This is a genomic window from Bacillus cereus group sp. BfR-BA-01430 (assembly GCF_022663115.1).
Taxonomy (GTDB): Bacteria; Bacillota; Bacilli; order Bacillales; family Bacillaceae_G; genus Bacillus_A; species Bacillus_A cereus_BD.
The window spans coordinates 46,495-71,712 of sequence record NZ_JAKUEW010000006.1; the positions used below are offsets into that span (position 1 = coordinate 46,495).

Consider the following 25,218-nt stretch of genomic DNA (forward strand, 5'->3'; position numbering starts at 1 on the left):
ATCACGTTTTGATGTTCTTTTTCTCGCGATCGGTGCAATGCTTGGATGGGGCTGGGTTGTATCGGGAGACCCGGGTTACATCTGCTGGTTCAATGGGAGCTGTAATTGCCTTTATTATTGGGGGATTACTTGTTATTTTCGTTGGATTAACATACGCTGAACTTGCTTCCGCGATGCCGGAAACAGGCGGTGGTTTATTGTATGTACGTAAGTAAGGCATTTGGAAAGAAGGCGGCTTTTGTTGCATCATGGGCAATCATACTAGGATATGTATCTGTCGTTACCTTTGAAGCTGTTGCATTACCGACAGTGGTAGATTATGTATTACCTCAAAAGCATTTATTTATGGACGATTGCTGGTTGGGATGTATACTTGACATGGGCGATGATTGGAATGGGTGGTGCCCTTTTCATTACAATTATCAATTATTTTGGTGTAAAGACAGCAGCCGTGTTTCAAAGTATATTTACCATCTTTATTGTAGCCATAGGAATTATGCTCGTTTTTGGCGCTGGTTTCAACGGCGATACAAAAAATTTAGAACCGTTTTTTATAAATGGTACAGGCGGAGTGATGGCCGTTCTTATTATGGTTCCATTTTTATTTGTTGGATTCGATGTAATTCCGCAAGTTGCTGAAGAAGTAAATCTTCCATTTAAAGAAATTGGGAAAGTTTTAATCTTTTCTGTCATTTGTGCCGTGGTTTTCTATCTTTTCATAGCATTAGGTGTATCGATGGCGTTAAATCAAAAAGATCTTCTTCAAACAAAATTAGCAACAGCAGATGCTATGGGAGCAGTGTTCGGTTCTAAAATATTTGCGAATATCTTAATTTTTGGTGGCTTAGCTGGTATTATTACGAGTTGGAATGCTTTCATCATTGGAGGCAGTCGTGTATTATATGCAATGTCGAAAGAAGGAATGATACCAGCGTGGTTTGGAAAAGTGCATCCAAAATATAACACACCTTCTCATTCTATCATATTTTTAGGGATGCTATCTTTTTTTGCACCATTATTAGGAAGACCAGCACTTGTTTGGATTGTAGATGCAGGTGGACTTGGCATTGTTGTTTCTTACTTATTAGTCAGTCTATCCTTTTTCATATTGCGAAAAAGAGCACCGAAGATGAAGCGGCCATTTCAAGTAAAGAATGGAAGAATAGTTGGAAGTATTGCAATTATATTAAGTATTGGCTTTATTGTATTATATATGCCGGGCATGCCAGCGGCGCTAATTTGGCCATATGAATGGTTAATGGTACTAGGCTGGGTAATTTTTGGAGGTTATTTCTTTAGTAGAATGCTTCTCGGTAAGTATGAAAGAAACACTTTAAAACAGGAAAGTATAGAGGAGGAAGAGAATTTTGGATAAGAAAGCGACATATGCAAATTTAGATCAAAAAGCAATGTATATAAATGGTGAATGGATTCAATTAGAGGAACAAATTGAAATTAATAATCCAGCAACACAAGAAGTATTTGCCACTGTTCCGAAAGGTGGAGTGACAGAGGCGAAGCAAGCAGTTGATGCTGCGCATGAGGCTTTTAAATCTTGGTCGAAATTAACAGCGGCTGAGCGGGCGGAGAAATTAAGAAAGTGGTTTACACTCATTGATGAAAATAAAGAAGAAATTGCTGCTATTATGACGAAAGAACAAGGAAAGCCGTTTCCTGAGGCACTTGGAGAAGTAAATTATGCGAATAGCTTTGTAGAGTGGTATGCAGAAGAAGGAAAACGTGTATACGGTGAAATGATTCCAGCTTCTCATCCGAATAAACGCATTTTAGTAACGAAACAACCTGTTGGGGTTATTGCAGCCATTACACCATGGAACTTCCCAGCGGCAATGATTACAAGAAAAGTGGCACCAGCACTTGCTGCAGGCTGTACAGCAGTTGTAAAACCTGCTAGTCAAACCCCGTTAACAGCGCTGAAATTAGCGGAATTAGCACATGAAGCTGATATTCCAAAAGGTGTTTTAAATATTGTAACAGGTAGTGCTAAAGCGATTGCTGATACTTGGATGGAAGATGGCCGCGTAAGAAAGGTTTCCTTTACAGGATCAACGGAAATTGGAAAAGAATTAATGTCTAGCGCTGCGAAAACGATGAAGAAAGTGTCACTTGAACTAGGAGGACACGCTCCATTTATCGTTATGAATGATGCGGATTTAGATAAAGCTGTCGAAGCGGTAATTGGGTCGAAATTCCGTAATGCTGGACAAACATGTATCTGTACAAACCGCGTTTTTGTACAGGAAGCAGTATATGAAGAATTTGCAGCGAAATTCAAAAACGCAGTTGCACAGCTAAAAGTTGGAGATGGCTTTGGAGAAGGGACAACTGTAGGACCGCTTATCGATGCAAATGCAGTAGAAAAAGTACAAGAGCATATTGAAGATGCAGTGAAAAAAGGCGGCGAAATATTATATGGAGGCCAAACGGTTACAGAATTAAATGGTCACTTCATTGAACCAACTGTTATTGGCGGCGCAGATGATACGATGCTATGTATGACAGAAGAAACATTTGGTCCAGTAGCGCCAGTTGCGAAGTTTAAAACGGTAGAAGAAGTGATTGAACGTGCGAATAATACACCGTATGGTTTAGCGGCATATATATTTACAAAAGATATTACCCAAGCATTCCAAATTAGTGAAGCATTAGAATATGGAATTATCGGTTTAAATGATGGACTTCCATCTGTTGCGCAAGCTCCGTTTGGTGGATTTAAAGAAAGCGGGATTGGTCGTGAAGGCGGTCACTTTGGAATCGAAGAGTATTTAGAAATTAAATATATTTCATTAGGATTATAATGCGAACAATCTTGTTTAGGAGAAGATAAAAATATATACTAGAATCTCTATCATTTAACAAAAAGATGTGGGGTTCTAGATGATATATTGGTTATTACTACTCGTAACAATTATATTTGAAATCGCTGGAACGGTCGCAATGAAGTTATCAAATGGTTTAACGAAGTTTGTTCCAAGTGTATTCATTTTTGTATGCTATGGCATTTGTTTTAGCGTTTTTGCCATTGTCGTAAAAAAGATTCATCTAAGTATTGCTTATGCGATCTGGTCCGGTTTAGGCACATTATGTATTACAATCATTAGCGTTTACTTTTTTAAAGAACATATTAGCTTGTTTCAAGCGTTTTGTATTTTGTTCATTGTATTAGGTGTAATCGGATTAAAAGTTTCATCAGCAACATAAAAGCTGTCTTCTAATTTTTAGAAGACAGCTTTTTGTTCTTTATTAAAACGCCCAATTCCCTTTACGGAAGATAGGCTCATGTTTCCCGTCAGCTGTAATACCGTCGATATCAAGCTCAGCTGAACCAATCATGAAGTCTTCGTGTGTAATGCTAGCATTTGCTCCGTTTGCTGCAAGCTCCTCTTTCGTCATTGTTTTTCCGCCCTCTAAGTTAAATGCATAAGCATTTCCAATTGCTAAATGACAAGATGCATTTTCATCAAATAGCGTATTGTAGAATAGAATATTTGTATTTGAAATCGGTGAATCATGCGGCACTAAGGCAACTTCTCCTAAGAAGTGAGAACCTTCATCTGTTTCGATTAAATGTTTTAACGCTTCTTCGCCAACGTCTGCTTTATAGTCAATGATGCGACCATTTTCAAAAGTAAGTGTAAAGTTGTCAATAATATTTCCGGAAAACACGAATGGTTTTGTGCTCGAAACATAGCCGTTCACACCTGTCTTTAACGGCATAGTAAAGACTTCTTCTGTTGGAATATTAGCCATAAACGGTACATTTTTTTCATTTAAGCTACCAGCGCCAGCCCAAACGTGTTTCTCTGGAAGCTCAATTGTTAAATCTGTTCCAGGGCCTGTGTAGTGAAGTGCTTTGTAATGTTTTTCATTTAAGTAGTCGACTTTTTTATGTAACGTTTCATCATGCTTTTTCCATGCTTCAACTGGATTTTCTAGAGTTATACGAGTCGCTTGGAAAATAGCATTCCACAGCTTTTCTTCTTGTTGTTCTGGCGATACATCTGGGAATACTTTTGCAGCCCATTCTTTTGTAGGAACAGAGATGACGCACCAGCTGACTTTATCAGCTTGTACATAATCGCGGTATACTTTCATCGCTTCTCCAGCAACTTTATGTGCAGTTGCAATTTTTGTTGCATCTACCCCTTTTAATAAGTCAGGATTCTCTGCATAAATAGACATAAATGCCGCACCTTCTTTTGCTAATTCTTCACGTGTGCGCGCTTTCCAAGCAGGAAATTCAGAGAACGCTTCAACTGGAGCTAAATCAAACTTTAAGCGTGTTAACACTTCATCATTCCAATCTACGTATACATGCTTTGCACCAGATTTATATGCTTTTTCTGTAACGAGACGTACAAATGGAGCAGCTTCAAGTGGGGCATTAATCGATAACGTTTGACCAGGTTGAATGTTTACGCCAACATTTACTGCAAGTGCAGCATATTTCTCTAAGTTCTGTTCAAATGACATATATATAATCTCCTTTATTCGAAATATTCATTATATACATAATACAGGAAAAAATCAAAAATATAAATAGAACTCAGCTGTTATTGAGCTTTATTTAATAGAAGCAGCAAATTGTTCTACCGTAGTTGTGTGATGGACGCGAACACGTTTCATTTTTAATAATTCGTCCGCCTCACCTTTTGTAATAAATTGTCCTGGTTTAGTTGTTGTAGCGAACTGATAATATTTTTTCGTTTCTGCAACAACTTTATCATCTACATGTCCAAACGGATAGGCGATAGCGATAACTGGTTTTCCAGTAATCTTTTCAAGCTTTTCTTTCGATCCTTTTAACTCTTCTTCATAGTTTGTGATTTTTGGTAGATCGGCATGTGTCGCTGTATGAGATTGGACAGAGAAGATACCAGAGTTCACCATTTCTTTTAATTCATCAGCCGATAAGGCGCCTTCAACACCAACATTATCAACAATCATATATTCGGTTGCAGTCGGTTTAAAAGTATCATCCTTTAATTGTTGCAGAATGCGGAATGCATTCATATTATTTTTCATCCCATCATCAAGTGTTACAAATATCGGTTTATTTACTTTATTAATCTCGTTCCATCGTTCAAATGTTAATAATGTATACCCGTTGTCTTTTAAATATTTCATTTGCGCTTCAAAGTTAGCAGGTGATACAAATAAGTCTTTAATTCCTTGACCGTGATAATCATCGATAGCGTGATACATTAGGACAGGAATATGTTGCTGGAATGTAATGGTAGATGGTGTAAGAGGGATGCTTTTTCCGTCTTCTTTCACACCGAATGCTTCAATTTGATATTCACCGCGTTTTCCTTCAAACTCTTTTACATCAAAAGGAATTACAAATTGATTGTCTTTTTCTTTAGAAGTGAAAGGTTTTGCACTCTCTTTCCCGTCTGCTGTTCGCCAAATTTTGTACTGTACTTCTGTGAAAGAATCTTTTACATCTGTTACACGAATTGATGTATTCATAGATTCATATGTAATAGGATCAGAAACAATCTTTCCTTGTGGTTTTACAACTTCGTCTTGTTTTTTCACTTGCTTTTGAACCTGTTTCTCTTGTTTTGGTTCATTACTTGCATTGCTAGTGTTACAGCCCGCTAGAATAGCAGATGTGCATAAAGCAATAGCAGCATATTTTTTCATAACAATCACCTTCTATTGTGTAGTGTGTTGCCTATTTATATTGAAATACCCACCGCTATAAGAGTGGTGGGTTTATACCCTTGTTCATCATATCATTTGAGGGAAATTAGTGGTTGTGAATCGACCTACTTTTTCTTTTTTGATTAACGGAAATGATTATATAACCTGCTACAAAAAGGATAGGTAGAATGAATACATACATTGGAATTCCTAATATATAGTAGCTTTTTAAACTGAAATACAGTACATATAAAAAATCAAAAAGAATGTGTGCCTTCATTATAATCCCCCATTGCATATTTTTTACAAATTATAACATTTTAAGAGGGTAATGAATATTAGGAAATAAGAATTAAGCGAAATTTAAAGTAAGCGAAATAAAAAAAGTCTGTATGATACGACTCGTATCATACAGACTTTTTGTTAAATAAATAATCCAGCGATTGTAGCGGATAAAATAGAAGCAAGTGTTGACGCAAATAGCATTTTCCAACCAAATTTAGAAACAACACTTCCTTGTTTTTCAGAAAGAGCACGAATGGTACCAACGATTGCACCAATTTGGCTAATACTTGCGAAGCTAATTAAGAATACTGTAACGATTCCAATTGTACGTGGAGATAATGTTTTCGCAATTTCTTTTAAATCAAGGATTGCTACAAATTCATTTAAGGCGATTTTCGTCCCCATAATGCCGCCAGCTGGGATAATTTCATGAGCTGGAATCCCCATTAGGAAAGCAAATGGTGCTAGAATATAACCAAAAATTTGTTGTAGTGTAATTGTATATCCCATTGCACCTGAAGCTGAGGTAATTACGTAGTTTACAACTTCCATTACACCAATGAAGGCAATCATTAATGCAGCAACGATACCAGCTACTTTTAAACCGTCTAACGCACCGTTAATCATTGCGCCAATGAAGCTATCACCAAATAAGCTTCGATCAAATTTTTGAACCGTTTCTTCTTCACGTTTTGTATCAACGGGTGTTAATAAAGAACAAACAATTAAGCTTGAGAATAAGTTCAATGGAAGAGCAGCTAATACATATTTTGCATCTAGCATCATCACGTATGATGCGGTAACAGAAGCTGAAACAGAGCTCATCGCTGAACAACAAATGATGAACATACGGTTTTTATTAAAGTGTTTTAAGTCATTTTTAATTACGATTAAAGCTTCACTTGAACCGAAGAATACAGAGTTTACTGCATGGAAGGACTCAACGCGTGGTAAACCAGTAACTTTTGAAATAGCACCGCCCACAACGCGAACAATAAATGGTAAAACGCCTAAATAACTAAAAATAGAAAGTAGTGCTGAGAAAAAGATGATAATTAATAGTACGTTTAAGAAAAAGACAAAATCTCGTTGAATTCCATTGAAAAGAAAATCAACACCTGTTGTACCAAGTTTAATAAGTTTATTGAAGACCTTACTAATTAAAATAATGATTTGTTGACCAATTTTTGTGGCAAACATAAACCATCCGATTAAAATTTGAAAACCAATCATAATAGCAATTGCACGAAAGTTAATTTTACTTTTGTTGTTTGACAAAGCAAAACATAAACCTAACACGGCGAGGACGCCGATAATGCTTATTACATATTGCATGTAATTGCCCCTTTCACAAGTTCTTATAAAGTTTTTACATAAAACATCAGTTATATAACTAATAAATAAAGGATCTAGAAGTTTTATGTCATACGTAAGATGTCCGACCTTTTAAAAGTGAAAATAAAAAAAGACTCATAATGGATTCACTTTCATCTATGAGAGAAAGCTAATCAATATAAGTCTTCCTATAAGCTAATATTCATTAGTTTTCCCCATAGTCCGGCAATTATTGGTTGCCAGGTAGAAACTCTCGATCCATATTATCGAGGATATATGAGGTAACACCGTCCGTATTAAATTATTAGTAGCGTAACATTAATAGAGAAGTGTCGTCAATAGCTTTTTTTCTTCCAATAGAAAAAGACTATATAAGTATGATAAAATGTAACGCAGTGTTATGAAAAAGAGAGGTCGGAAAATGAGTAATAAAATGACGCCACCAGTTGAAAAAAACGAGTTTATAGATGTAATATTTGAAGATTTAACACATGACGGTGCCGGTGTTGCGAAAGTGGACGGATATCCTATTTTCGTTAAAAACGGATTACCAGGTGAAGAAGCGCAAATTAAAATTATTAAAGTAAAAAAGAATTTCGCATTCGGTCGTTTAATGAAGCTTTACACAGAAAGTCCATATCGTAAAGAGGCAGAGTGCCCGGTCTACAACCAATGCGGTGGTTGTCAGCTTCAGCACGTAACGTATGAAGGACAGCTCGCAGCGAAACAAAAGCAAGTGCGCGATGTCATGCAGCGTATTGGAGGTCTTTATGACGTGCCAGTTCACCCTGTTCTCGGTATGGAAAATCCGTGGGTTTATCGCAACAAAGCACAAGTGCCAATTGGAGAACGTGAAGGCGGACTAGTAGCGGGTTTTTACCGTCAAGGGACGCATGATATTATCAATATGGAAACATGCTTAATTCAAGCAGAAGAGAACGATACATTAATTCAAGAAGTGAAACGCATTTGTGAAACGCATGGCATTCGTGCATACAATGAAGAACGTCATAAAGGAACACTTCGCCACGTAATGGCAAGATATGGACACGTAACAGGGGAAATTATGCTTGTCTTCATTACGCGTACGGCAGAACTTCCAAATAAAAAGGAGATAATCGAAGAAATTACAGCGAAATTCCCAAATGTAAAATCAATTGTTCAAAATGTAAACACGAAACGTACAAATGTTATTTTTGGAGAGACAACAACAGTTCTATATGGATCAGAATATATTTATGATTTTATCGGTGATATTCAATTTGCGATTTCAGCGCGTTCGTTCTATCAAGTAAACCCAGAGCAAACGAAAGTGCTATACGATAAAGCATTAGAATATGCACAACTAGACGGAAATGAAACAGTTATTGATGCGTACTGCGGAATCGGATCCATTTCTCTATTCTTAGCGCAAAAAGCGAAAAAAGTATATGGCGTTGAAATTGTGCCAGAAGCGATCGAAGACGCAAAACGAAACGCAGCACTCAACAATATGACAAATGCAGAATTTGCAGTTGGAGAAGCGGAAGTTGTCATTCCAAACTGGTACAAAGAAGGTGTAATCGCTGATACAATCGTTGTCGATCCGCCGCGCAAAGGATGCGATAAAGCATTACTAAACACAATCATCGACATGAAGCCAAAGCGTGTCGTATACGTATCATGTAACCCAGCAACACTTGCACGTGACTTAAAAGTACTAGAAGAAGGCGGATATAAAACACAGGAAGTACAGCCTGTTGATATGTTCCCGCATACGACTCATGTGGAGTGTGTAGCTTGGCTGAAGTTGGTATAATAGAAAAGCAGTTGATATAGAAAAAATCTATACCATCTGCTTTTTGGTTTATAAAAATACCATTTAGAAATAATTTTAGTTAAAATAAATATTGCTGATTTTTACAAATGATAAATGTTCAAATGTACTGTAGATTTTTTAATTGAGAGGATTTGAGTTTGACATGATAGATAATTTTTGGCGTGATTTACCACGACCATTTTTTGTACTTGCACCAATGGAAGATGTGACAGATGTTGTTTTTCGTCACGTAGTCAGTGAAGCCGGTCGGCCGGATGTATTTTTCACGGAGTTTACAAACTCGGATAGCTATTGTCATCCAGAGGGTATGAAAAGTGTGCGTGGCCGTTTAATTTTTACAGAAGATGAACAGCCGATAGTGGCGCATATTTGGGGAGATAATCCCGAATATTTCCGTCAGATGAGTATTGGCATGGCAGAGCTAGGGTTTAAAGGAATTGATATTAATATGGGCTGTCCTGTACCGAATGTGGCTTCGAGAGGAAAAGGTAGTGGCCTTATTCTGCGTCCAGACGTTGCGGCAGAACTTATTCAAGCAGCAAAAGCGGGCGGACTGCCTGTCAGCGTAAAAACACGACTTGGCTTTAAAGAGGTAAATGAGTGGGAGGAGTGGTTAACGCATATTTTCAAACAGGATATTGCGAACCTTTCTATTCATTTACGCACAAGAGAAGAAATGAGCCAAGTGGCTGCGCATTGGGAGTTAATTCCAGAAATCAAAAAATTACGTGACCGTATCGCACCAAATACGCTCCTAACAATCAATGGAGACATTCCTGACCGTCAAACCGGGCTACAGCTTGCTGAAAAATATGGCATTGATGGCGTGATGATCGGACGAGGTATCTTTAAAAATCCGTTTGCGTTTGAAAAAGAGCCAAAAGAGCATAGCAGTAAAGAACACCTTGATCTTTTAAGACTACAACTTGACCTTCAAGATCAATATGCAGAAGTACTACCACGTTCCATCACCGGGCTTCATCGCTTTTTCAAAATTTATGTAAAAGGATTCCATGGAGCTGCTGAATTAAGAAATCAATTGATGAGCACGAAATCAACAGATGAAGTGCGTGCATTACTTGATAACTTTGAAAAAGACGTGGACAGTGAAATGATGTAACTCTCAAAAAAGTTAGAGAAAAAATGAATTACGTCAACTCATGTGTACGTATTTTATTCAGTTTCAAGTTTTTTTGCAGCCAGCAACTTTTTTTTGATAAAGTTTGTTTTCTGAAAGAAACAGGTCTGAAGAATGTAATAAACCTACCAGCACCTTTGTGTTGTCACATACACTCTGTATATAGGGAGTGTGTAGCGGTGCTTATTTTAAAATCAAGCAGCCTGCTCTCTGACAAGGGGGCACTGCTTTTTTTAGTTTTTTGAAAAGGATTAACGAAACTATATTGAATCTGAATATTTTCAAGCGATATCATAAGTGATGTTTTCTACTAGTGAATGTAGAATTGAAGGCGCGAGTTTTTTAGTGTTAGCAAGCCATTTAACTTAGTTGAATGATAAATGGTTTAGTTTTCCTATTTTTTATTTGTGATAATATGAATAAAGATTAAGTGGGATAAATCTTATGGAGGTTATTATGAAAAAAGTCGCTGTAATACAGGATTTATCATCTTTTGGAAAATGTTCATTAACCGCTGCGATTCCGGTTCTTTCGGTAATGGGGGTACAGGCATGTCCTTTACCAACTGCTATATTGTCTGCACAAACAGGTTATCCAAGTTTTTTTTGTGAAGATTTTACATCTAAAATGAAATATTTCGAAGAGGAATGGAGCAAGCTTCAGGTAACCTTTGACGGAATTTATACCGGATTTGTAACTGGCCGAGAACAGATTGATAATATTTTTCATTTTTTAGATACATTTCATACAAAAGAAACCACCTTGCTTGTGGATCCTGTGATGGGGGATATAGGTGAGGCTTATAAACTTTTTACAGAAGAATTGCTAGTGCGCATGAGAGAACTTGTGAAATGTGCAGATGTGATTACACCAAATGTAACGGAGTGCTGTCTATTAACCGGATTATCTTATGAAAAACTATATAGCTATTTAAATGAAAGGGATTTTATCGAAGCATTAGAAGAAGCAGGAAAAACGTTGCAGCAAGAAACGGATGCTAAGGTGATCATAACTGGTGTGAATCCACCGTCAGCAGATCCAGATAAGCAGTTTATCGGAAATATGTATTTGGATGGGAATAAAACTTTTTATAGCACTATTCCGTATAATGGTAAAAGTTATTCTGGTACGGGTGATTTATTTGCTTCTGTCATAATGGGAAGCATGATGCGAGGAGAGAGTCTAGAAAAATCTGTGCATCTCGCAGAAGCATTTCTAACAGCAGCCATTCATGATACCTTTTTGGAGCAAATTTCTGAAGTAGAAGGAGTTAACTTCGAAAAATATTTGAGAATATTATTATAAAGTAAAACTTTATTCGGGATAAAAAGTCTAAAAATGCGGCTTTAAAATGTGAAAGTATTCATTTGGCAGACATTCGTTTAAAAGTGACGGAGATATAATCTGAAGAGTGATTTTTGATAATACGATTATATGTAACACGAGAGTTTAGAGTATGTTAGAGAATACACTTTAACTGCTGTACAAATAAGCAACATTTCAGGAGGAATAACAATGGCAATGAGCAACAACGATATATTAAAAAGAGTAAGATATGCTATGGATATAAAAGATACAGATATGGTGGAAATATTTAAACTTGGTGGCATTGAAGTAACGAAAGAAGAAGTAGTTGATATGCTTACAAAAGTAAAGAAAAGTCCCCAACATGAAGCTGAAAGTGCGGATGTAGTTGAAAATGATTACGTACTAACATGCGATATTATGATGTTAGAGTCATTTTTAAATGGATTTATTACTTTAAAAAGAGGAAAGCAAGATTCGAAACCAGGACAACCGGTACCTTTACAGGGGAATGAAAGTGCCAATAACCTTCTTCTAAAGAAAATGAAAATAGCATTATCTTTAACGAGTGAGGATGTGCTTGATATATTAGACAGTGTAGGAGTTAAGGTGACAAAAGGAGAGTTAGGCGCTCTATTAAGAAAGAAAGGCCATAAGAATTACAAAGAGTGTGGGGATAGATACGCAAGGAATTTCATTAAGGGATTAGCTGTAAAGTATAGAGGATAATGAGTCTGTTAAAGTGGTAAATGATATAATAGGTAGAGTAGGATGGTTGTGTCCTACTCTTTTTTATTTGTAAAATAATATGCTAGGTGATGAAATGGTACATATATATTTAGGTGAGACAATTCATTTTTATATAACTTATAAGAAGAAAAAGTCTGTGCGTCTTTTTGTAGACTCGTACGGTAATGTGGAAGTGCAAGCTCCAAAAGGGACACCTGTTGAATACTTAGTCCAGTTGCTAGAGGAGAAATGGGATTGGATTCAGAAAACACGTAAGGAAATGCTGGAGCGAGTACGTGGCCCACAGGAAAAGACTTATGATCAAGGAGCGGGATTTTTGTATTTAGGGAGTACGTATCCGATACAGATTTCCCAAGATACAAGCATTGAGCAAGATAACGCAATATTTGAAGGAGATAAGCTGCATATTTATGTGAAAGAGCTTAAGGATGAGAAAATACAACAAGCTTTAAAACGATTTTATTATCAGCAGTGTAAGGCGTTAGTAGAGAAGAGTATTAAAGCGCATCAAATTAATTTCAAAATAAAACCGCGTTCTATTCGTATTACAGATAGTAGTCGTACGTGGGGAACGTGTGATTCAAATTTACAGCTAACATTCAATTGGAAGCTAGCGATGGCACCGCAGCGAGTAATTGATTATGTAGTTGTTCACGAAATGTGCCATATGGTCTATTTAAATCATGATCGATCCTTTTGGCGTCTTGTTGGGAAGATCATGCCTAATTATAAGGAAATGGAAAACTGGTTAGCGTTATCAAGTTGGAAGATGACGGTTTAGTAGTGGCATCGTTGGAATGGTTACTATCGTAATATAGTTTTAATTTGTAGTTACTTCTTCTCTTATAACTGGACTCACAAACATCTCATTATACTTCCGTATACGCTTTGGATATGTGGAGTGTGTGGCTTGGCTTGAGAAAGAAGCTTAATAATGGGTGGAGTTTCTTGACAAACGTAGAAAAAAATAGAAAGCATCCCCACACGGAGTAAATTTATTTTCTTTGTGGGGGGATTTAAAGGTGCTTTGTGAGGAGTCCTTTTAAAGCTCAAATATATTTGTAAAAAGCATGTATTCTGATTTTAAGGAAATTGTATAATTTAGTTAATCAGTTATAAAAGCTCTTTCTCTTTCAAAAAAACATTTACAAGAGGTGAGTATATGTATTGATTCAGTTTTTAGAAAAGGAGTCTTTTATTGCACTTATTAATGCATGTGGGAGCAATGTAATAGCAAAAAATGCTGTGAATATGTTGAATTGTGAAGTTTTATACGGGGTGAACCATTCCGTAAAGAACTTCGAATTGGAGATTTTTTTAAATAATGCTCCTCCTTCTTTAAAGTTTGGTGACCATGAAAAACTATCACAGACGATAAAGATTAATTGTAAAACAAGAAAGGCTCCAAGGGTAAGCATCCAATCTCGTCTTCGATTAGGATGTTCTTTTTTTGGTGTATTTGCCATTTGATCAACGCTCCTTTTATTATTTATCACTTCGATTATACACTTAATTTTTAATAATTGTAAAAAAATTCTATTTTATCAAAAAATAAACAAGTGATTATCCGAATATCTTATGTATATTCGAAGCTTAATCTCTTTTAAGAAGGTTGCAAGAAAAGAGACGCAAATTCCAGTACATAAAGAGCTCCGCTTCTTTTAATTTAAGGCGGTCTACCGTGCAAAGGTAGTTGTTCAGCATCACTACCATAAAACATTCGTTCTTGTATCAAAAGAAACTGGATGAAAGTACCTATTCCAACTGATTTTATGGATAGCCGGAAGATAAGCTCTCTCAAGCAGATGGTTTGGAGGTTCCTAACTCTCTTTACCTCTATGAGTGTACTCTTTTAAAAAGGAACAAAACTAGAAAAAATGAGAATATATACATAATTTTTCAAAAGTGAAACCGTTTTCTCCACCGATGGCACTCGTAACACAGATTTTATCAGAAATAGTACAAAACCGTGGAGAAAATCTGCGCTCATACAAACCTCATCATTAGCAAATTCCGAATATTAGTATATACAAATGTATCTTGACCAAGCCAAAAACTATTTTGGGTTTTATATCACAAAACAATTAGTTATCTGTTAGTTTAAAGGGCACTGATAATACAACTTAACATATAAGATTATGCGAGTTTGAAAAGCTTAGTGAATGGCTAACATATAACACACTTCTAATACTAATGGTAGCTTAAATTCATAATAAAAATAAAAGCTGTTATGCTGGGACTAGGAGCAAATCTACCATCCGGATTACCCCATCCATATATGAGATTTGACCATAGTTGTATAATGGATGGGGTAGAAATATTGAAGCAAACAGTATTGAAAGTGTTGAAAGACAGAGGCTAGAAAGCTCCTGTTTTTTGTTATGATTTTTCGAAGCGTCCATATCATTTCACGTGCTATTTAATTTGATGAAAAAAACCTCTCCGGTACATGGTGTATAATAATAAGTACCATTTCTTGATAGGAGAAGATTAATGAACGAACAATATTATGATGCGGTATTCAATATAAAAACAGTAGGAGAGCAAAAAGGATTCAATAAATCTTTACATTATCATCGCTATGAACCAACACCATATAGCGGGCTAGAGGAATTGTTAAAACAATATGAAATAAAAAGTAGTGACCGAATTGTAGACTTTGGATGTGGGAAAGGTCGATTGAATTTTTATATGCATCATAAGTGCGGTGCTTCGGCAGTTGGAATTGAAATGAATGAAGAGTTCTATAAAGAGGCAATGGAAAATCGTGAGCGTTATGCAAAAAAATCGAAGAATAGTAAGAATAAAATTGAGTTTCAATGTTGCCTAGCACAAGAATATGTAATTAATCCGCGTGATAATCGCTTTTATTTCTTTAACCCGTTTTCGGTACAAGTATTTATGAATGTCGTAAATAACATATTACTTTCGGTGGAGGAAGTAGAGAGAAGCATAGATATTATTTTATATTATCCGTCCGAGGATTATATCTTTTTCCTAGAGAATCAGACCGCATTTGAGCTGAAGATGGAAGTGAGGTTACCGGGAGCTTACGAGAAGAATGGGAATGAGAGGTTTTTAGTTTATAGATTAGCATGATAAAGAAAGCAGGTGCCAAATGCACCTGCTTTTGTAAAAAACTTGATTAGTTACGGATTAAGTAATCAAATGCACCTAAAGCTGCATTTGCTCCTGAACCCATAGAAATAATAATTTGTTTGTACGGATTATTTGTACAGTCACCTGCAGCAAACACTCCTGGTACGTTTGTAGCACCGTGTTTATCAATTACGATTTCACCGCGAACACGTTCAACAGTGTCTCCTAACCAGTCTGTGTTTGGTACAAGACCGATTTGAACGAATACACCTTGAAGTTCGATATGATGAACTTCTTCTGTTTCGCGATCGATGTAAGAAATACCGTTTACTGTGTCAGTACCAGTAATTTCTTTTGTTTGAACGTTTTTCAGAACAGTTACGTTAGGTAAGCTGTAAAGACGTTCTTGCAAGACAGCATCAGCTTTTAATTCTGGCATGAATTCAAGAACAGTTACGTGTTTTACGATACCTGCTAAGTCGATTGCTGCTTCAATACCAGAGTTACCGCCGCCGATAACTGCTACGTGTTTTCCAGCAAATAGTGGACCGTCACAGTGAGGGCAGTATGCTACACCTTTGTTTTTGAACTCAGCTTCACCTGGTACGCCAACATTGCGCCAGCGAGCACCTGTTGAAATGATTACGCTCTTACTTTTTAGAACGGCACCATTTTCAAGTTCCACTTCAATAAGTTCTTTCTTCTCTAGGCGTTTTGCACGTTGTAATTTCATTACATCGATATCGTAATCTTTTACGTGCTCTTCAAGGCTTGCTACTAGCTTAGGACCTTCAGTGCGTTTTACGCTGATGAAGTTTTCAATGCCTAGTGTATCCATTACTTGACCGCCGAAGCGTTCCGCAACGATACCTGTGCGGATGCCTTTACGTGCTGCATAAATTGCTGCACTTGCACCAGCTGGGCCACCGCCAACAACAAGAACATCGTATGGATCTTTATCAGAGAATTCTGATGCATCAGGACCGTTACCCATTTTAGCTAAAATTTCTTCAAGTGTCATACGACCGCTTCCGAAAGATTCGCCATTTAAGTAAACAGTTGGTACTGCCATGATATCTTTGCTTTCTACTTCTTCTTTGAATGCAGCGCCGTCAATCATAGTATGTGTAATACTAGGGTTTAGAACGCTCATTACGTTAAGAGCTTGAACAACATCAGGACAGTTGTGACAGCTTAAGCTGATATAAGATTCAAAATGATATTCACCTTGAATATTTTTTATTTGATCGATTACTTTTTGTTCAACTTTTGGAGCACGTCCACTTACTTGAAGTAATGCTAACACTAATGAAGTAAATTCGTGTCCTAAAGGAATACCAGCGAAAGTTACGCCAGTTTCTTCGCCGATACGATTTACACTAAAGCTTGGTGTTCTCTCAAGTTGTGCTTTTTCTACTTTAATCTTAGATGACATAGCAGTTAATTCATCAACTAGAGCTAACATATCTTTAGAAACATCATCGTCTCCTGTGCTAACTTTAAGTAAGATGTCGTTTTCCATTAATTGAAGGTATTGGGATAGTTGTGCTTTTATATCTGCATCTAGTATCATTTTGATCGCTCTCCTTAGATTTTACCTACAAGGTCAAGGCTTGGTTTAAGTGTTTCAGAGCCTTCTTTCCATTTTGCTGGGCAAACTTCGCCTGGGTTGTTACGAACGTATTGTGCTGCTTTAATTTTGTTAATAAGGATGCTTGCATCGCGACCAATACCGTCAGCATTGATTTCTACAGATTGGATAATGCCATCTGGATCGATGATGAATGTAGCGCGAGCTGCGTGTCCTTCTTCTTCAACTAATACGTCGAAGTTGCTAGTGATTGTGCGAGTTGGGTCACCAATCATAATGTATTCGATTTTACCAATAGCTTCTGAGCTATCATGCCATGCTTTATGTGTGAAGTGAGTATCTGTAGATACAGAGTATACTTCAACACCTAGTTCTTTAAGAGCTGCATATTGGTCTTGTAAGTCTTCAAGTTCAGTTGGGCAAACGAATGTGAAGTCTGCTGGGTAGAAGCAAACTACGCTCCATTTTCCTTTTAAACTTTCGTCAGTAACTTGGATGAATTCTCCATTATGATAAGCATTTGCTTTAAACGGTTTTACTTCTGTGCCGATTAATAACATATAACATTTCCTCCTAATTATAAGTTTTGAGCAACATAAACTAGTGTGCTCAGAAAATAAAGTTTTTAATTAACAATAATAATTCTAATTCGATATTAATTATCATATAAAAGCTGTTATTTTGTCAAGAGAAATGTACAACTTTATTGAAATTAATTATCAATTACTTTTGGAATATAAAGTTCTTTCTCTTAACGTAACTATGATAGTAGTAAAATCGAATTCTTCCTTTAACTCTATTATAGTAAAAAGAATGAAAAATAACCTTAATTAGAATTTGAATATTGTTTGAAATTTCACGCCATTTTTGTGTGGAGGAAGATTTATCTAATCATACTATTTTGCGAACAGCTTTGATTCAACATCAAATGTTTCCTAACCTTACAGAAGATATAACGACTTTTATAGTAAATACGCTATTGTTAACATCTGATGTGGTTATGAATCATAAAAATAAGAAGGAACTTGTCAAACGTTATATGAATCCTGAGTTGTGTGAGATAATAGAGGATCCTGTGCATTCTGAGCCATTTACAGATCATCATAAACATTTTATATGCAATTAATAAAGTGTTTATTTCAAGTAAAGCATTAAGTTTTCATGAAGGATTGACAGATAAAGCAATCAATGAAGGGTACTAAGCGATGCTTCATAAATCTAGCAAGATTATTGTTTTAGTAGATCATCCAAAACTTGGAGAGGTTGCTTGCTATGAAGTGAATGCATAACAAAAGGTATTACAGATGAAGTAGGGATGCTCACGCTGTTACAGAAAGTGTGTATGACAAGTGATCAAGAATATGGAATACCAGCGATTATAGAGAAATAGTTTTAGGGGGATGGATATTTTTATGTAAGAAATAATTAAGAAGGCAATATAAAAAAGAAGAAATCAACTGAAGTTGTTAATTTGTTTCTTTTTTACAAAAAAATAAATTATTTATAAATATATATAGATTTTATAATGGATTATAGAGTATTTTAGTAATTACCAACGAAATAAAGTCTGTAGATGATAAGGAGGAAGTTTTGTTTAAAAAGTGCTTATTTATATTTTTGTTTATAATAATTTCGATAGGAGGCTATATAGCGTATAATCATTATTTTTATCATGATACGAGTTCGAAAGTTAGTAGAGAGAGTCAAAAGATTATAAGTATTATTTCTAACGCTACAGATGAAATTGCAAAAGGTGTTCCTGTTCGGAGTGAACGAGGACCAATTTCTAGAGAAGATCATGAATTCATTTTAAGTTTTTTTCGAAATTATGAGAAATTGTTATCGGATGAGATTGATCCTAAGAAACATGGATATACAGAGTCTGAGCAACAGTTGGTCAAGTATACAATAAAACTCTTTACAACATATAATATAATGAACCAGCAGTTTATTCATGGGGATATGTCGTTTGCTTCTACAATTATGAAAAGCCTCTATGAGGACTTAGATAAGGCTCCTATGTATTTATATCTTGAATCTCAAGGTGAGCTGAAAAAGGAACAAAAGAAACAAGAGGAGCAGATCACATCAGTTGAAAAGGGGCAGGAGAAAGAAAACTTCTCAGAAAATAAATATAAAATAGAGGAGTCTACTAAGGAACAAGTATCAGAAGATGAAATTCGAGCTTTTATGGAGAAATATGCAGATGCTGGTATGAAAGCAATTAAGGAAAACGACTTCTCGTACATAAAGAGTTTTTTAGATCCGCAAGGAAAAGCATACCGAGAAAGTCAAAAATATATTAAATATATAAATGATAAAAATATCTCAGAGACGTTGCTAACCTATCAAGTGAACAGTATTAAATCAATTAACAAAGCAGAATATGTAGTAACTGCTTATGAAGAATATGGAATTACATATGGTGATGGGACAACAAAAATTAAAAGCTTTAACAATACGTATAAAATTAAAGTATTAGAAAATGGAAGGTTAGCAATGAATGAGCTTTTGACGAAACATTAATGGAAGATAGAGTATATAAATAAGGAAACTACATTCATAACAAATTCAAATTTGTTAGATTCATTACGAAATAAAAAGAGTAAGTAAGTCAGCTTCTCAATTCCAAATAAATACAAAACAAGAATTGAAAAACGTGTTAGAAATTGCTTTTCGTGAAGGTAAGTTGGGACAATTTGAATGAAACGTAATAGGAAAAGATATATCTGAAGTAAAAAAAGAATTTAGAGAACCTGATGTTTGGCAAGATGCAGGATGTACAGAATGTGATGCGCCTAATACAGCCGTGTATGGAGATTATAATCTTAATATGTTTCCATCAAAAGTTAGAACCGTTTGGATCGCGCTGTATATTTCTGTAAGAGAGTTAAAAGAATGGTTTGGTGAACTAGATGATACTGATATCGGCATGGATATGAATAAAGAGGCACACATTTATAATCGTGAAGGTTATTCGATTTCTTGTAGCTTTTCTAATAATCTTGTTGAACGCATTGATGTTTATAAGCATGAATAGAGAAGAAATCCCCTAAGAACACTTTATTCTTAGGGGATTTTTATATAATTTACTTTGGACTTTTTAATAGTAAATACATAAAATAAGGAGCACCAATTAAAGCAACAACGATACCTGCAGGAATTCCGCTAGGCTCGACGATATGACGACCGATTGTATCAGCTAATAACAGGAGCCAGCCTCCAATTAAAATGGCTACGGGGACAAACATTTGATGTCTAGGTCCTACTAATGATTTTGCGATATGCGGGGCCATAAGACCGATAAAAGCAATGCCTCCTGTAACTGAAACGGCAGCGGCAGCCAATGCCACAGCTGCTAGGAGAAGAGAGCGGCGTTCTTTTTCGAGTTCGATTCCAACGCCGATTGCGACTGGTTCATTTAAGGCTAGGATATTAAGCCGATTTGCTTTATATAAGATGAATGGGATGAGTATAGCTAACCATGGAAGAATTGCTAATACGAAGACCCAATCGTCTCCCCATATGTTTCCAGCAATCCACTTTGCAATAAAGTCCACTTTCACACGCTCGGCAGATGAAATAATGACGATCATTGTTCCTGAGAGCGCGAATGAAAATCCAATCCCTGTTAATGTTAAGTGAATCGGCTGAAGCCCAGTCGTTTTTCGATAAGAAAAACTATAGATGAGGCAAGCGGTCAAAAAAGCTCCGATAAATCCGACAACAGGAAGTAAGTAGACAAAGGAACTTGCATCGATTGGAAAATATAAAAAGAAAATCGCAATTGTAACGCCGGCACCTGAGTTAATCCCAATAATCCCTGGTTCCGCTAAATCATTTCGGGTAATTCCTTGCAGTATAGCTCCAGATAGCGAAAGTGCCATTCCTGCTAATAGTGTAATCGTAATTCTAGGTAACCGAAGGGAGAATAGAACAAATTCCTCTTTAAAGGTTCCTTGTCCAAACAATGTTGGAAATAGTCTATCATAGGAAAGAGAAGCTGCTCCGAGTCCCATATTAATTGTAATCGTCGTGATAATAAGAATGAGTAAGGCAAGTATAATAAGGCGTTGTTTTCTTATCATAGTTTGAATCATGAGAACGCTCGGCCTCCTTTACGTACAATGAATAAGAAGAATGGCAGCCCAACAATAGCGACAATGGCAACAAGTGGCGTTTCATATGGAGCATTCATTGTACGACCGATTGTATCTGCAAGTAGCATAAAAGAAGCCCCGGCAAGCGCAGACATCGGAATGACAAATCGATAGTCCGGTCCAACGATTGGGCGTACCATATGAGGTACCATAAGGCCGATGAATGCCATATTGCCGACGAGTGCAACGGAAGCTCCGGCAAGTAAAATGATGGTAATAAAAAGGATTATTTTAATTACAATGATTTTTTGACCGAGTCCAATCGCAACTTCCTCACTTAGACTGAGGACTGTTAACTTCTTTGAAAGTAAGATAGCAATAAATATGTTGATTGAAATGACAGGAATAATGAGCTGCAATTGGCTCCACGTTGTTCCAATTACGCCTCCAGCCGTCCACATTGATACGTCTTGAGAAATCTTAAAATAAATTCCAATCCCTTCTGAAACTGCAATTAAAAATGCGGACACTGCTGCACCAGCAAGTACGATTCGAAGCGGAGAAAGTCCGCCCTGTTTCATCATTCCGATTCCAAAAACCATAATGGCACCGATTGCTGCTCCGATAAAACAAGCAATCATGATATAAAAGTAGTTTGCAGAAGGAATAAATGCAATCGTAATGGCAAGAGCTGCATTAGCACCACCTGTTAGTCCAAGGATACCTGGATCAGCAAGAGGATTTCGAGTTAACCCTTGCATAATGGCACCTGAAACCGCGAGTCCAGCCCCGACAAAAATGGCTGCAATTTCACGTGGTAGGCGAAGTTCCCGAATAAGGGAGAGCTTTTCACCTTGAGCTGAAGAAGTAAGTGCTAGCCAGACATCTTTTATCGTTGTATCTGCAGCACCGAATACCATCGAAACCATAAAAATAAGAAGAAATACAATGATTCCTAATATAAATTTGTATATAAAGGAAGTGGAACGTAGATTATTTTTTGTCATCAGTTTCACATCTTTTCTTTTCATAGAATAAAGGAAGAGGAATTCTTATTGTAAGAATTCCTCATTGTTGTATTATTGACCAAGAAAACTTTTTTTGAAGAAATCTAATTGGAAATCTAGTGTAAGTGGATCATTAAAGTAGAATTCCATCATATTGACTTCATATGCTCTATTATTTTTCACAGCTGGAATGTTTTTATATGATTCTGTTTCTTGGAATGAATTATCAGCATCTTTATTTTTACTTACGATTAAGTAATCTCCAGCATACTCAGGAAGAACCTCAGTAGATAAGGCGTAATAGCCTGGTTTTAATGCTTTTTCTTTTACTTTTTCAGGCATTTTTAGTTTCATTTCTTGATATAGAATTTCTGTTCCACGGCCCCAGTTCTCGCCGTACACATAAATTTGTTTATTGAAGTTTTCAATAACAGAAACAGTTGCGTCTTCTCCGATTTTCGCTTTAATATCTTTCCCTACTGTTTGTGCACGTTTTTTGAAATCATCAACCCAAGCTTTTGCTTCTTTTTCTTTATTTAGTAATTTACCGATTTCTATATGCTGAGTTAAGTAATCTACTTTTCCATACGTGAATGTTACAGTTGGAGCGATTTTCTTTAATTTATCAACGTTTTTAATATTTGATAAACCAATGATTAAATCAGGATTCAATTCGATAATTTTCTCGATGTTTTCATCAGATACTTCCGCAACATCTGCTAACTTTTTTTGAAAACGTGGGTTTTGCTTAGACCATGAATCAACTCCAACAAGGTTTACGCCTAACGACATGACGTTACCTGTAAATGATGATAAAACAACGACACGCTTCGGATTTGCAGGGACTTCAACCTTACCATTTTCAGATTGGTATGTAATTGTTTCAGACTTGTTTTCTTTTGTCTCATTCTTCTTGTTTGATGAGCTGTTGCTACAAGCACTCATAACTAGAACGAATAAAAGTGTTAATGAAATAAATAATTTCTTCATGTTATATTCTCCTTATGAAAATTTTAGTGATATATATTAGTACGAAAGAAAGAATGACTAAAATAGTTTTAAAATTAGCAATTCTTTACGTATTGATAATGATTATCAATGTCGATTCTGTAAATAATATAATGTTATCTCTTTACCTTGTCAATAGTAATTTTGATTGTAAATCTAATGGAAACAAGTTATATTTTATTGAGAATGATAATCATTTGATTATAACTGAGGAGTGAACATGAATGAATAAAGAAGAATTATTTGATGTAACTGTAATTGGTGGAGGACCTGCAGGGCTTTATTCAGCGTTTTATAGTGGATTACGAGAAATGAAAACAAAAATAATTGAATTTCAACCACATTTAGGTGGGAAAATACATGTTTACCCTGAAAAAATGATTTGGGATATTGGAGGATTGCCACCAGTTACAGGGGCAAAATTAATTGAGCAACTTGTAGAACAAGGATTAACATTCCATCCAGAAGTAGTCTTAAATGAAAAAGTAGAATCGATTACCCGCGACGAATATGGAATGTTTTTATTAACAACTTCTTCTGGGCAACAACATGTTTCGAAGACTGTTATTGTAGCGACAGGAAGCGGAATACTGAAACCACAAAAATTAACGATTGAAGGTGCTGAAAGATTTGAAGTAACGAATTTAAATTATACAGTAAAATCTTTGAAACATTTTAAGGATAAAACAGTTATTGTTTCAGGTGGAGGGAACTCAGCGATTGATTGGGCAAATGAACTGGAACCGCTTGCGAAAAAGGTATATGTAACATATAGAAAAGATGCGTTATCTGGCCATGAAGCACAGATTACACAATTGATGAACAGCTCGGTTTCTTGCTTGTTCAATACATCTATTACAAAACTAATTGCAGGAGAAAATCATGAAGCAATTGAACGCGTGGAATTGACGAATCATGCAACAGGAGAAATTTCCTATTTATCGATTGATGAAGTTATTATCAATCATGGTTACGAACGTGATATGACATTATTAGAGAATAGCGAATTGAACATTGAAATGATTGATAATTATTTCATTGCGGGAAATGCAAACAGTGAATCTTCTATACCAGGTCTATATGCTGCTGGAGATATTTTAAAACATGATGGGAAGTTGCATTTAATCGCAGGGGCATTTCACGATGCCGGTAATGCTGTTAATAAAGCAAAACAGTTTATCCAGCCAGATGCAAGCGAATATGGAATGGTCTCTTCACATAATGATGTGTTTAAAAAACGCAATCGAGAATTAATGAAGCAAATGATAGAATAAATGGCCTTGGAAGTAAGGAAAGATAGGGAATAGGAAATTCCTCATCATTTCTGTTTTTGAAGGAAAAGTAAAGGGAAGATTTTTTAGTATATTATGGAAAGTATGAGCAATAATATTAGTCTAGGAAAGTATGAAACACCCAGTTACAAACCCACTTATATATAGAAAGGGGAAGTAATTTGGGTGTTTTCCTATTTGCTATCATAACTATGACACCGGTTTCATAAATTCACGTCGTATAACGATATTTGAAATAGACAAGAAGACGTGCAACTTATGAATCCTTCTAGTGCATATATAGTATGAGCTTATATTATATGTGCTTGAAAACACGAAATCAGGCAGTCCCTTGTGCTTTTTGATCAGGGAAATTCCAATTTTGTACAGATGAAATGTATTGTTTTCCATGTTTTCTAGCTACAGATTCTAATATGTGACGAACACGTTTTGTTAAGTGGCCTTGTTTTTGTAATGCTTCGCAATATGCATCATAGAAGGCATATTTAGCCCAAAGAAAATCATCTTGCTGGTATAAGAAATGGTTTTTATACCAATCTCCAATGGTTTGATATGTCTTATTTTTATCGGTCATTTTTGCTCGTTCCATAATTCTTTTTGGTAAAGCTTTAGATAGATAAGAACCTGTCTGTTCTGTTTCGGCGCGTAATGATTGCTCTAACATAGTAATGATGTGACGAGTAGCCATATGTTAACTCTCCTTTGTGTCAATGGGTAATACCATCTATATTTGTAAAAAATCTTACTTATATTATTATACAGTATATGGAATGCATCTACCTGCTTTTTGCTACGTATTTACTAAATCTTTTTAAATTA

The 25,218-nt window shown here is 35.9% G+C and carries 21 protein-coding genes, 3 pseudogenes and 1 riboswitch; of the genes and pseudogenes, 14 read left to right on the forward strand and 10 right to left on the reverse strand.

Annotated elements, in window-relative coordinates:
* Positions 1-37: 37 nt before the first annotated feature.
* From MR058_RS12600 to MR058_RS12610, 3 genes and pseudogenes are all read left to right on the forward strand, one after another.
* Positions 38-1,375 (forward strand): annotated as a pseudogene (locus tag MR058_RS12600) (APC family permease).
* The gene (locus MR058_RS12605; protein ID WP_242144333.1) at positions 1,368-2,819 is read left to right on the forward strand and encodes an NAD-dependent succinate-semialdehyde dehydrogenase; all 1,452 of its coding nucleotides are present in this window, start codon (positions 1,368-1,370) and stop codon (positions 2,817-2,819) included. Before MR058_RS12600 ends, MR058_RS12605 begins: the two are co-directional and overlap by 8 nt.
* 79 nt (positions 2,820-2,898) lie before the next feature.
* A complete protein-coding gene (locus MR058_RS12610; RefSeq protein WP_242144334.1) occupies positions 2,899-3,222 on the forward strand; it encodes a DMT family transporter in 324 nt (107 codons plus the stop codon).
* Positions 3,223-3,264: 42 nt separating this feature from the next.
* Here MR058_RS12610 and MR058_RS12615 read toward each other — a convergent pair whose 3' ends face one another.
* From MR058_RS12615 to MR058_RS12625, 3 genes are all read right to left on the reverse strand, one after another.
* Positions 3,265-4,494, reverse strand: a complete 1,230-nt coding sequence (locus MR058_RS12615; RefSeq protein WP_242144335.1) for an aminopeptidase — start codon at positions 4,492-4,494, stop codon at positions 3,265-3,267.
* Positions 4,495-4,584: 90 nt separating this feature from the next.
* Positions 4,585-5,670, reverse strand: a complete 1,086-nt coding sequence (locus MR058_RS12620) for a polysaccharide deacetylase family protein (protein ID WP_242144336.1) — start codon at positions 5,668-5,670, stop codon at positions 4,585-4,587.
* A 423-nt stretch (positions 5,671-6,093) separates the two neighbouring features.
* On the reverse strand, positions 6,094-7,290 hold the full coding sequence (locus MR058_RS12625) for a NupC/NupG family nucleoside CNT transporter (protein ID WP_242144337.1): 1,197 nt from the start codon (positions 7,288-7,290) through the stop codon (positions 6,094-6,096).
* Between the two features lie 198 nt (positions 7,291-7,488).
* A riboswitch (purine riboswitch) is annotated at positions 7,489-7,590 on the reverse strand.
* Between the two features lie 121 nt (positions 7,591-7,711).
* On the opposite strand from MR058_RS12625, the gene rlmD reads away from it, so the two are divergent.
* From rlmD to MR058_RS12650, 5 genes are all read left to right on the forward strand, one after another.
* Positions 7,712-9,088, forward strand: coding sequence for a 23S rRNA (uracil(1939)-C(5))-methyltransferase RlmD (gene rlmD, locus MR058_RS12630; RefSeq protein WP_242144338.1), 1,377 nt, complete (start codon positions 7,712-7,714; stop codon positions 9,086-9,088).
* A gap of 163 nt (positions 9,089-9,251) precedes the next feature.
* The gene (locus tag MR058_RS12635; protein WP_242144457.1) at positions 9,252-10,229 is read left to right on the forward strand and encodes a tRNA dihydrouridine synthase; all 978 of its coding nucleotides are present in this window, start codon (positions 9,252-9,254) and stop codon (positions 10,227-10,229) included.
* A gap of 474 nt (positions 10,230-10,703) precedes the next feature.
* On the forward strand, positions 10,704-11,552 hold the full coding sequence (locus MR058_RS12640; RefSeq protein WP_242144339.1) for a pyridoxamine kinase: 849 nt from the start codon (positions 10,704-10,706) through the stop codon (positions 11,550-11,552).
* A gap of 210 nt (positions 11,553-11,762) precedes the next feature.
* Entirely contained in the window at positions 11,763-12,281 is a 519-nt protein-coding gene (locus MR058_RS12645) for a YehS family protein (RefSeq protein ID WP_242144340.1), read from the forward strand.
* A gap of 94 nt (positions 12,282-12,375) precedes the next feature.
* Positions 12,376-13,083, forward strand: a complete 708-nt coding sequence (locus tag MR058_RS12650) for a M48 family metallopeptidase (protein WP_242144458.1) — start codon at positions 12,376-12,378, stop codon at positions 13,081-13,083.
* Positions 13,084-13,474: 391 nt separating this feature from the next.
* On the opposite strand, the gene MR058_RS12655 is transcribed toward MR058_RS12650, so the two are convergent.
* Complete coding sequence (locus MR058_RS12655; RefSeq protein ID WP_242144341.1) at positions 13,475-13,768, reverse strand: YfzA family protein; 294 nt, start codon at positions 13,766-13,768, stop codon at positions 13,475-13,477.
* A 752-nt stretch (positions 13,769-14,520) separates the two neighbouring features.
* On the opposite strand from MR058_RS12655, the pseudogene MR058_RS12660 reads away from it, so the two are divergent.
* Both MR058_RS12660 and MR058_RS12665 read left to right on the forward strand, forming a co-directional pair.
* Positions 14,521-14,664, forward strand: a pseudogene (locus MR058_RS12660) (amidohydrolase); the annotation flags it as partial.
* A 131-nt stretch (positions 14,665-14,795) separates the two neighbouring features.
* Positions 14,796-15,401, forward strand: a complete 606-nt coding sequence (locus MR058_RS12665) for a methyltransferase (protein WP_242144342.1) — start codon at positions 14,796-14,798, stop codon at positions 15,399-15,401.
* Between the two features lie 46 nt (positions 15,402-15,447).
* Here MR058_RS12665 and ahpF read toward each other — a convergent pair whose 3' ends face one another.
* Together ahpF and ahpC are read right to left on the reverse strand one after the other, a co-directional pair.
* Positions 15,448-16,974 carry an alkyl hydroperoxide reductase subunit F gene (gene ahpF, locus MR058_RS12670; protein ID WP_242144343.1) on the reverse strand — a complete coding sequence of 509 codons (1,527 nt, stop codon included), beginning with the start codon at positions 16,972-16,974 and terminating at the stop codon, positions 15,448-15,450.
* A gap of 14 nt (positions 16,975-16,988) precedes the next feature.
* Positions 16,989-17,552 carry an alkyl hydroperoxide reductase subunit C gene (gene ahpC, locus MR058_RS12675; RefSeq protein WP_242144344.1) on the reverse strand — a complete coding sequence of 188 codons (564 nt, stop codon included), beginning with the start codon at positions 17,550-17,552 and terminating at the stop codon, positions 16,989-16,991.
* Between the two features lie 308 nt (positions 17,553-17,860).
* On the opposite strand from ahpC, the pseudogene MR058_RS12680 reads away from it, so the two are divergent.
* The 3 genes and pseudogenes from MR058_RS12680 to MR058_RS12690 all read left to right on the forward strand — a co-directional run.
* Positions 17,861-18,100 (forward strand): annotated as a pseudogene (locus MR058_RS12680) (S-methyl-5-thioribose kinase); the annotation flags it as partial.
* A 482-nt stretch (positions 18,101-18,582) separates the two neighbouring features.
* Positions 18,583-19,518, forward strand: coding sequence for a TcaA NTF2-like domain-containing protein (locus MR058_RS12685; RefSeq protein WP_242144345.1), 936 nt, complete (start codon positions 18,583-18,585; stop codon positions 19,516-19,518).
* A 307-nt stretch (positions 19,519-19,825) separates the two neighbouring features.
* The gene (locus MR058_RS12690; RefSeq protein ID WP_242144346.1) at positions 19,826-20,032 is read left to right on the forward strand and encodes a hypothetical protein; all 207 of its coding nucleotides are present in this window, start codon (positions 19,826-19,828) and stop codon (positions 20,030-20,032) included.
* Between the two features lie 49 nt (positions 20,033-20,081).
* Here MR058_RS12690 and MR058_RS12695 read toward each other — a convergent pair whose 3' ends face one another.
* From MR058_RS12695 to MR058_RS12705, 3 genes are read right to left on the reverse strand one after another with little or no spacing between them, the layout of a single operon-like run.
* Complete coding sequence (locus tag MR058_RS12695) at positions 20,082-21,092, reverse strand: FecCD family ABC transporter permease (protein WP_242144347.1); 1,011 nt, start codon at positions 21,090-21,092, stop codon at positions 20,082-20,084.
* On the reverse strand, positions 21,089-22,123 hold the full coding sequence (locus tag MR058_RS12700) for a FecCD family ABC transporter permease (protein ID WP_242144348.1): 1,035 nt from the start codon (positions 22,121-22,123) through the stop codon (positions 21,089-21,091). The genes MR058_RS12695 and MR058_RS12700 overlap by 4 nt, the downstream gene beginning before the upstream one ends.
* Positions 22,124-22,171: 48 nt before the next feature.
* Complete coding sequence (locus MR058_RS12705) at positions 22,172-23,089, reverse strand: iron-hydroxamate ABC transporter substrate-binding protein (protein ID WP_242144349.1); 918 nt, start codon at positions 23,087-23,089, stop codon at positions 22,172-22,174.
* A gap of 242 nt (positions 23,090-23,331) precedes the next feature.
* Between MR058_RS12705 and MR058_RS12710 the strand changes: the two genes are divergently transcribed.
* The gene (locus MR058_RS12710; RefSeq protein ID WP_242144350.1) at positions 23,332-24,381 is read left to right on the forward strand and encodes an NAD(P)/FAD-dependent oxidoreductase; all 1,050 of its coding nucleotides are present in this window, start codon (positions 23,332-23,334) and stop codon (positions 24,379-24,381) included.
* 337 nt (positions 24,382-24,718) lie between these two features.
* On the opposite strand, the gene MR058_RS12715 is transcribed toward MR058_RS12710, so the two are convergent.
* Positions 24,719-25,087 (reverse strand): hypothetical protein, encoded by a 369-nt coding sequence (locus MR058_RS12715; protein ID WP_242144351.1) that lies wholly within the window; start codon positions 25,085-25,087, stop codon positions 24,719-24,721.
* Positions 25,088-25,218: the final 131 nt, after the last annotated feature.

What these genes read in the sequence shown, in the direction of transcription:
- MR058_RS12615 (WP_242144335.1), bottom strand. Translation starts at nt 4,494, where the DNA reads ATGTCATTTGAACAGAACTTAGAGAAATATGCTGCACTTGCAGTAAAT.
- MR058_RS12655 (WP_242144341.1), bottom strand. Translation starts at nt 13,768, where the DNA reads ATGGCAAATACACCAAAAAAAGAACATCCTAATCGAAGACGAGATTGG.
- MR058_RS12640 (WP_242144339.1), top strand. Translation starts at nt 10,704, where the DNA reads ATGAAAAAAGTCGCTGTAATACAGGATTTATCATCTTTTGGAAAATGT.
- MR058_RS12665 (WP_242144342.1), top strand. Translation starts at nt 14,796, where the DNA reads ATGAACGAACAATATTATGATGCGGTATTCAATATAAAAACAGTAGGA.
- MR058_RS12690 (WP_242144346.1), top strand. Translation starts at nt 19,826, where the DNA reads ATGTTTCCATCAAAAGTTAGAACCGTTTGGATCGCGCTGTATATTTCT.
- MR058_RS12695 (WP_242144347.1), bottom strand. Translation starts at nt 21,092, where the DNA reads ATGATTCAAACTATGATAAGAAAACAACGCCTTATTATACTTGCCTTA.
- MR058_RS12620 (WP_242144336.1), bottom strand. Translation starts at nt 5,670, where the DNA reads ATGAAAAAATATGCTGCTATTGCTTTATGCACATCTGCTATTCTAGCG.
- MR058_RS12700 (WP_242144348.1), bottom strand. Translation starts at nt 22,123, where the DNA reads ATGAAAAGAAAAGATGTGAAACTGATGACAAAAAATAATCTACGTTCC.
- MR058_RS12650 (WP_242144458.1), top strand. Translation starts at nt 12,376, where the DNA reads ATGGTACATATATATTTAGGTGAGACAATTCATTTTTATATAACTTAT.
- MR058_RS12710 (WP_242144350.1), top strand. Translation starts at nt 23,332, where the DNA reads ATGAATAAAGAAGAATTATTTGATGTAACTGTAATTGGTGGAGGACCT.
- MR058_RS12610 (WP_242144334.1), top strand. Translation starts at nt 2,899, where the DNA reads ATGATATATTGGTTATTACTACTCGTAACAATTATATTTGAAATCGCT.
- ahpF (WP_242144343.1), bottom strand. Translation starts at nt 16,974, where the DNA reads ATGATACTAGATGCAGATATAAAAGCACAACTATCCCAATACCTTCAA.
- MR058_RS12635 (WP_242144457.1), top strand. Translation starts at nt 9,252, where the DNA reads ATGATAGATAATTTTTGGCGTGATTTACCACGACCATTTTTTGTACTT.
- MR058_RS12645 (WP_242144340.1), top strand. Translation starts at nt 11,763, where the DNA reads ATGGCAATGAGCAACAACGATATATTAAAAAGAGTAAGATATGCTATG.
- MR058_RS12625 (WP_242144337.1), bottom strand. Translation starts at nt 7,290, where the DNA reads ATGCAATATGTAATAAGCATTATCGGCGTCCTCGCCGTGTTAGGTTTA.
- MR058_RS12715 (WP_242144351.1), bottom strand. Translation starts at nt 25,087, where the DNA reads ATGGCTACTCGTCACATCATTACTATGTTAGAGCAATCATTACGCGCC.
- ahpC (WP_242144344.1), bottom strand. Translation starts at nt 17,552, where the DNA reads ATGTTATTAATCGGCACAGAAGTAAAACCGTTTAAAGCAAATGCTTAT.
- rlmD (WP_242144338.1), top strand. Translation starts at nt 7,712, where the DNA reads ATGAGTAATAAAATGACGCCACCAGTTGAAAAAAACGAGTTTATAGAT.
- MR058_RS12705 (WP_242144349.1), bottom strand. Translation starts at nt 23,089, where the DNA reads ATGAAGAAATTATTTATTTCATTAACACTTTTATTCGTTCTAGTTATG.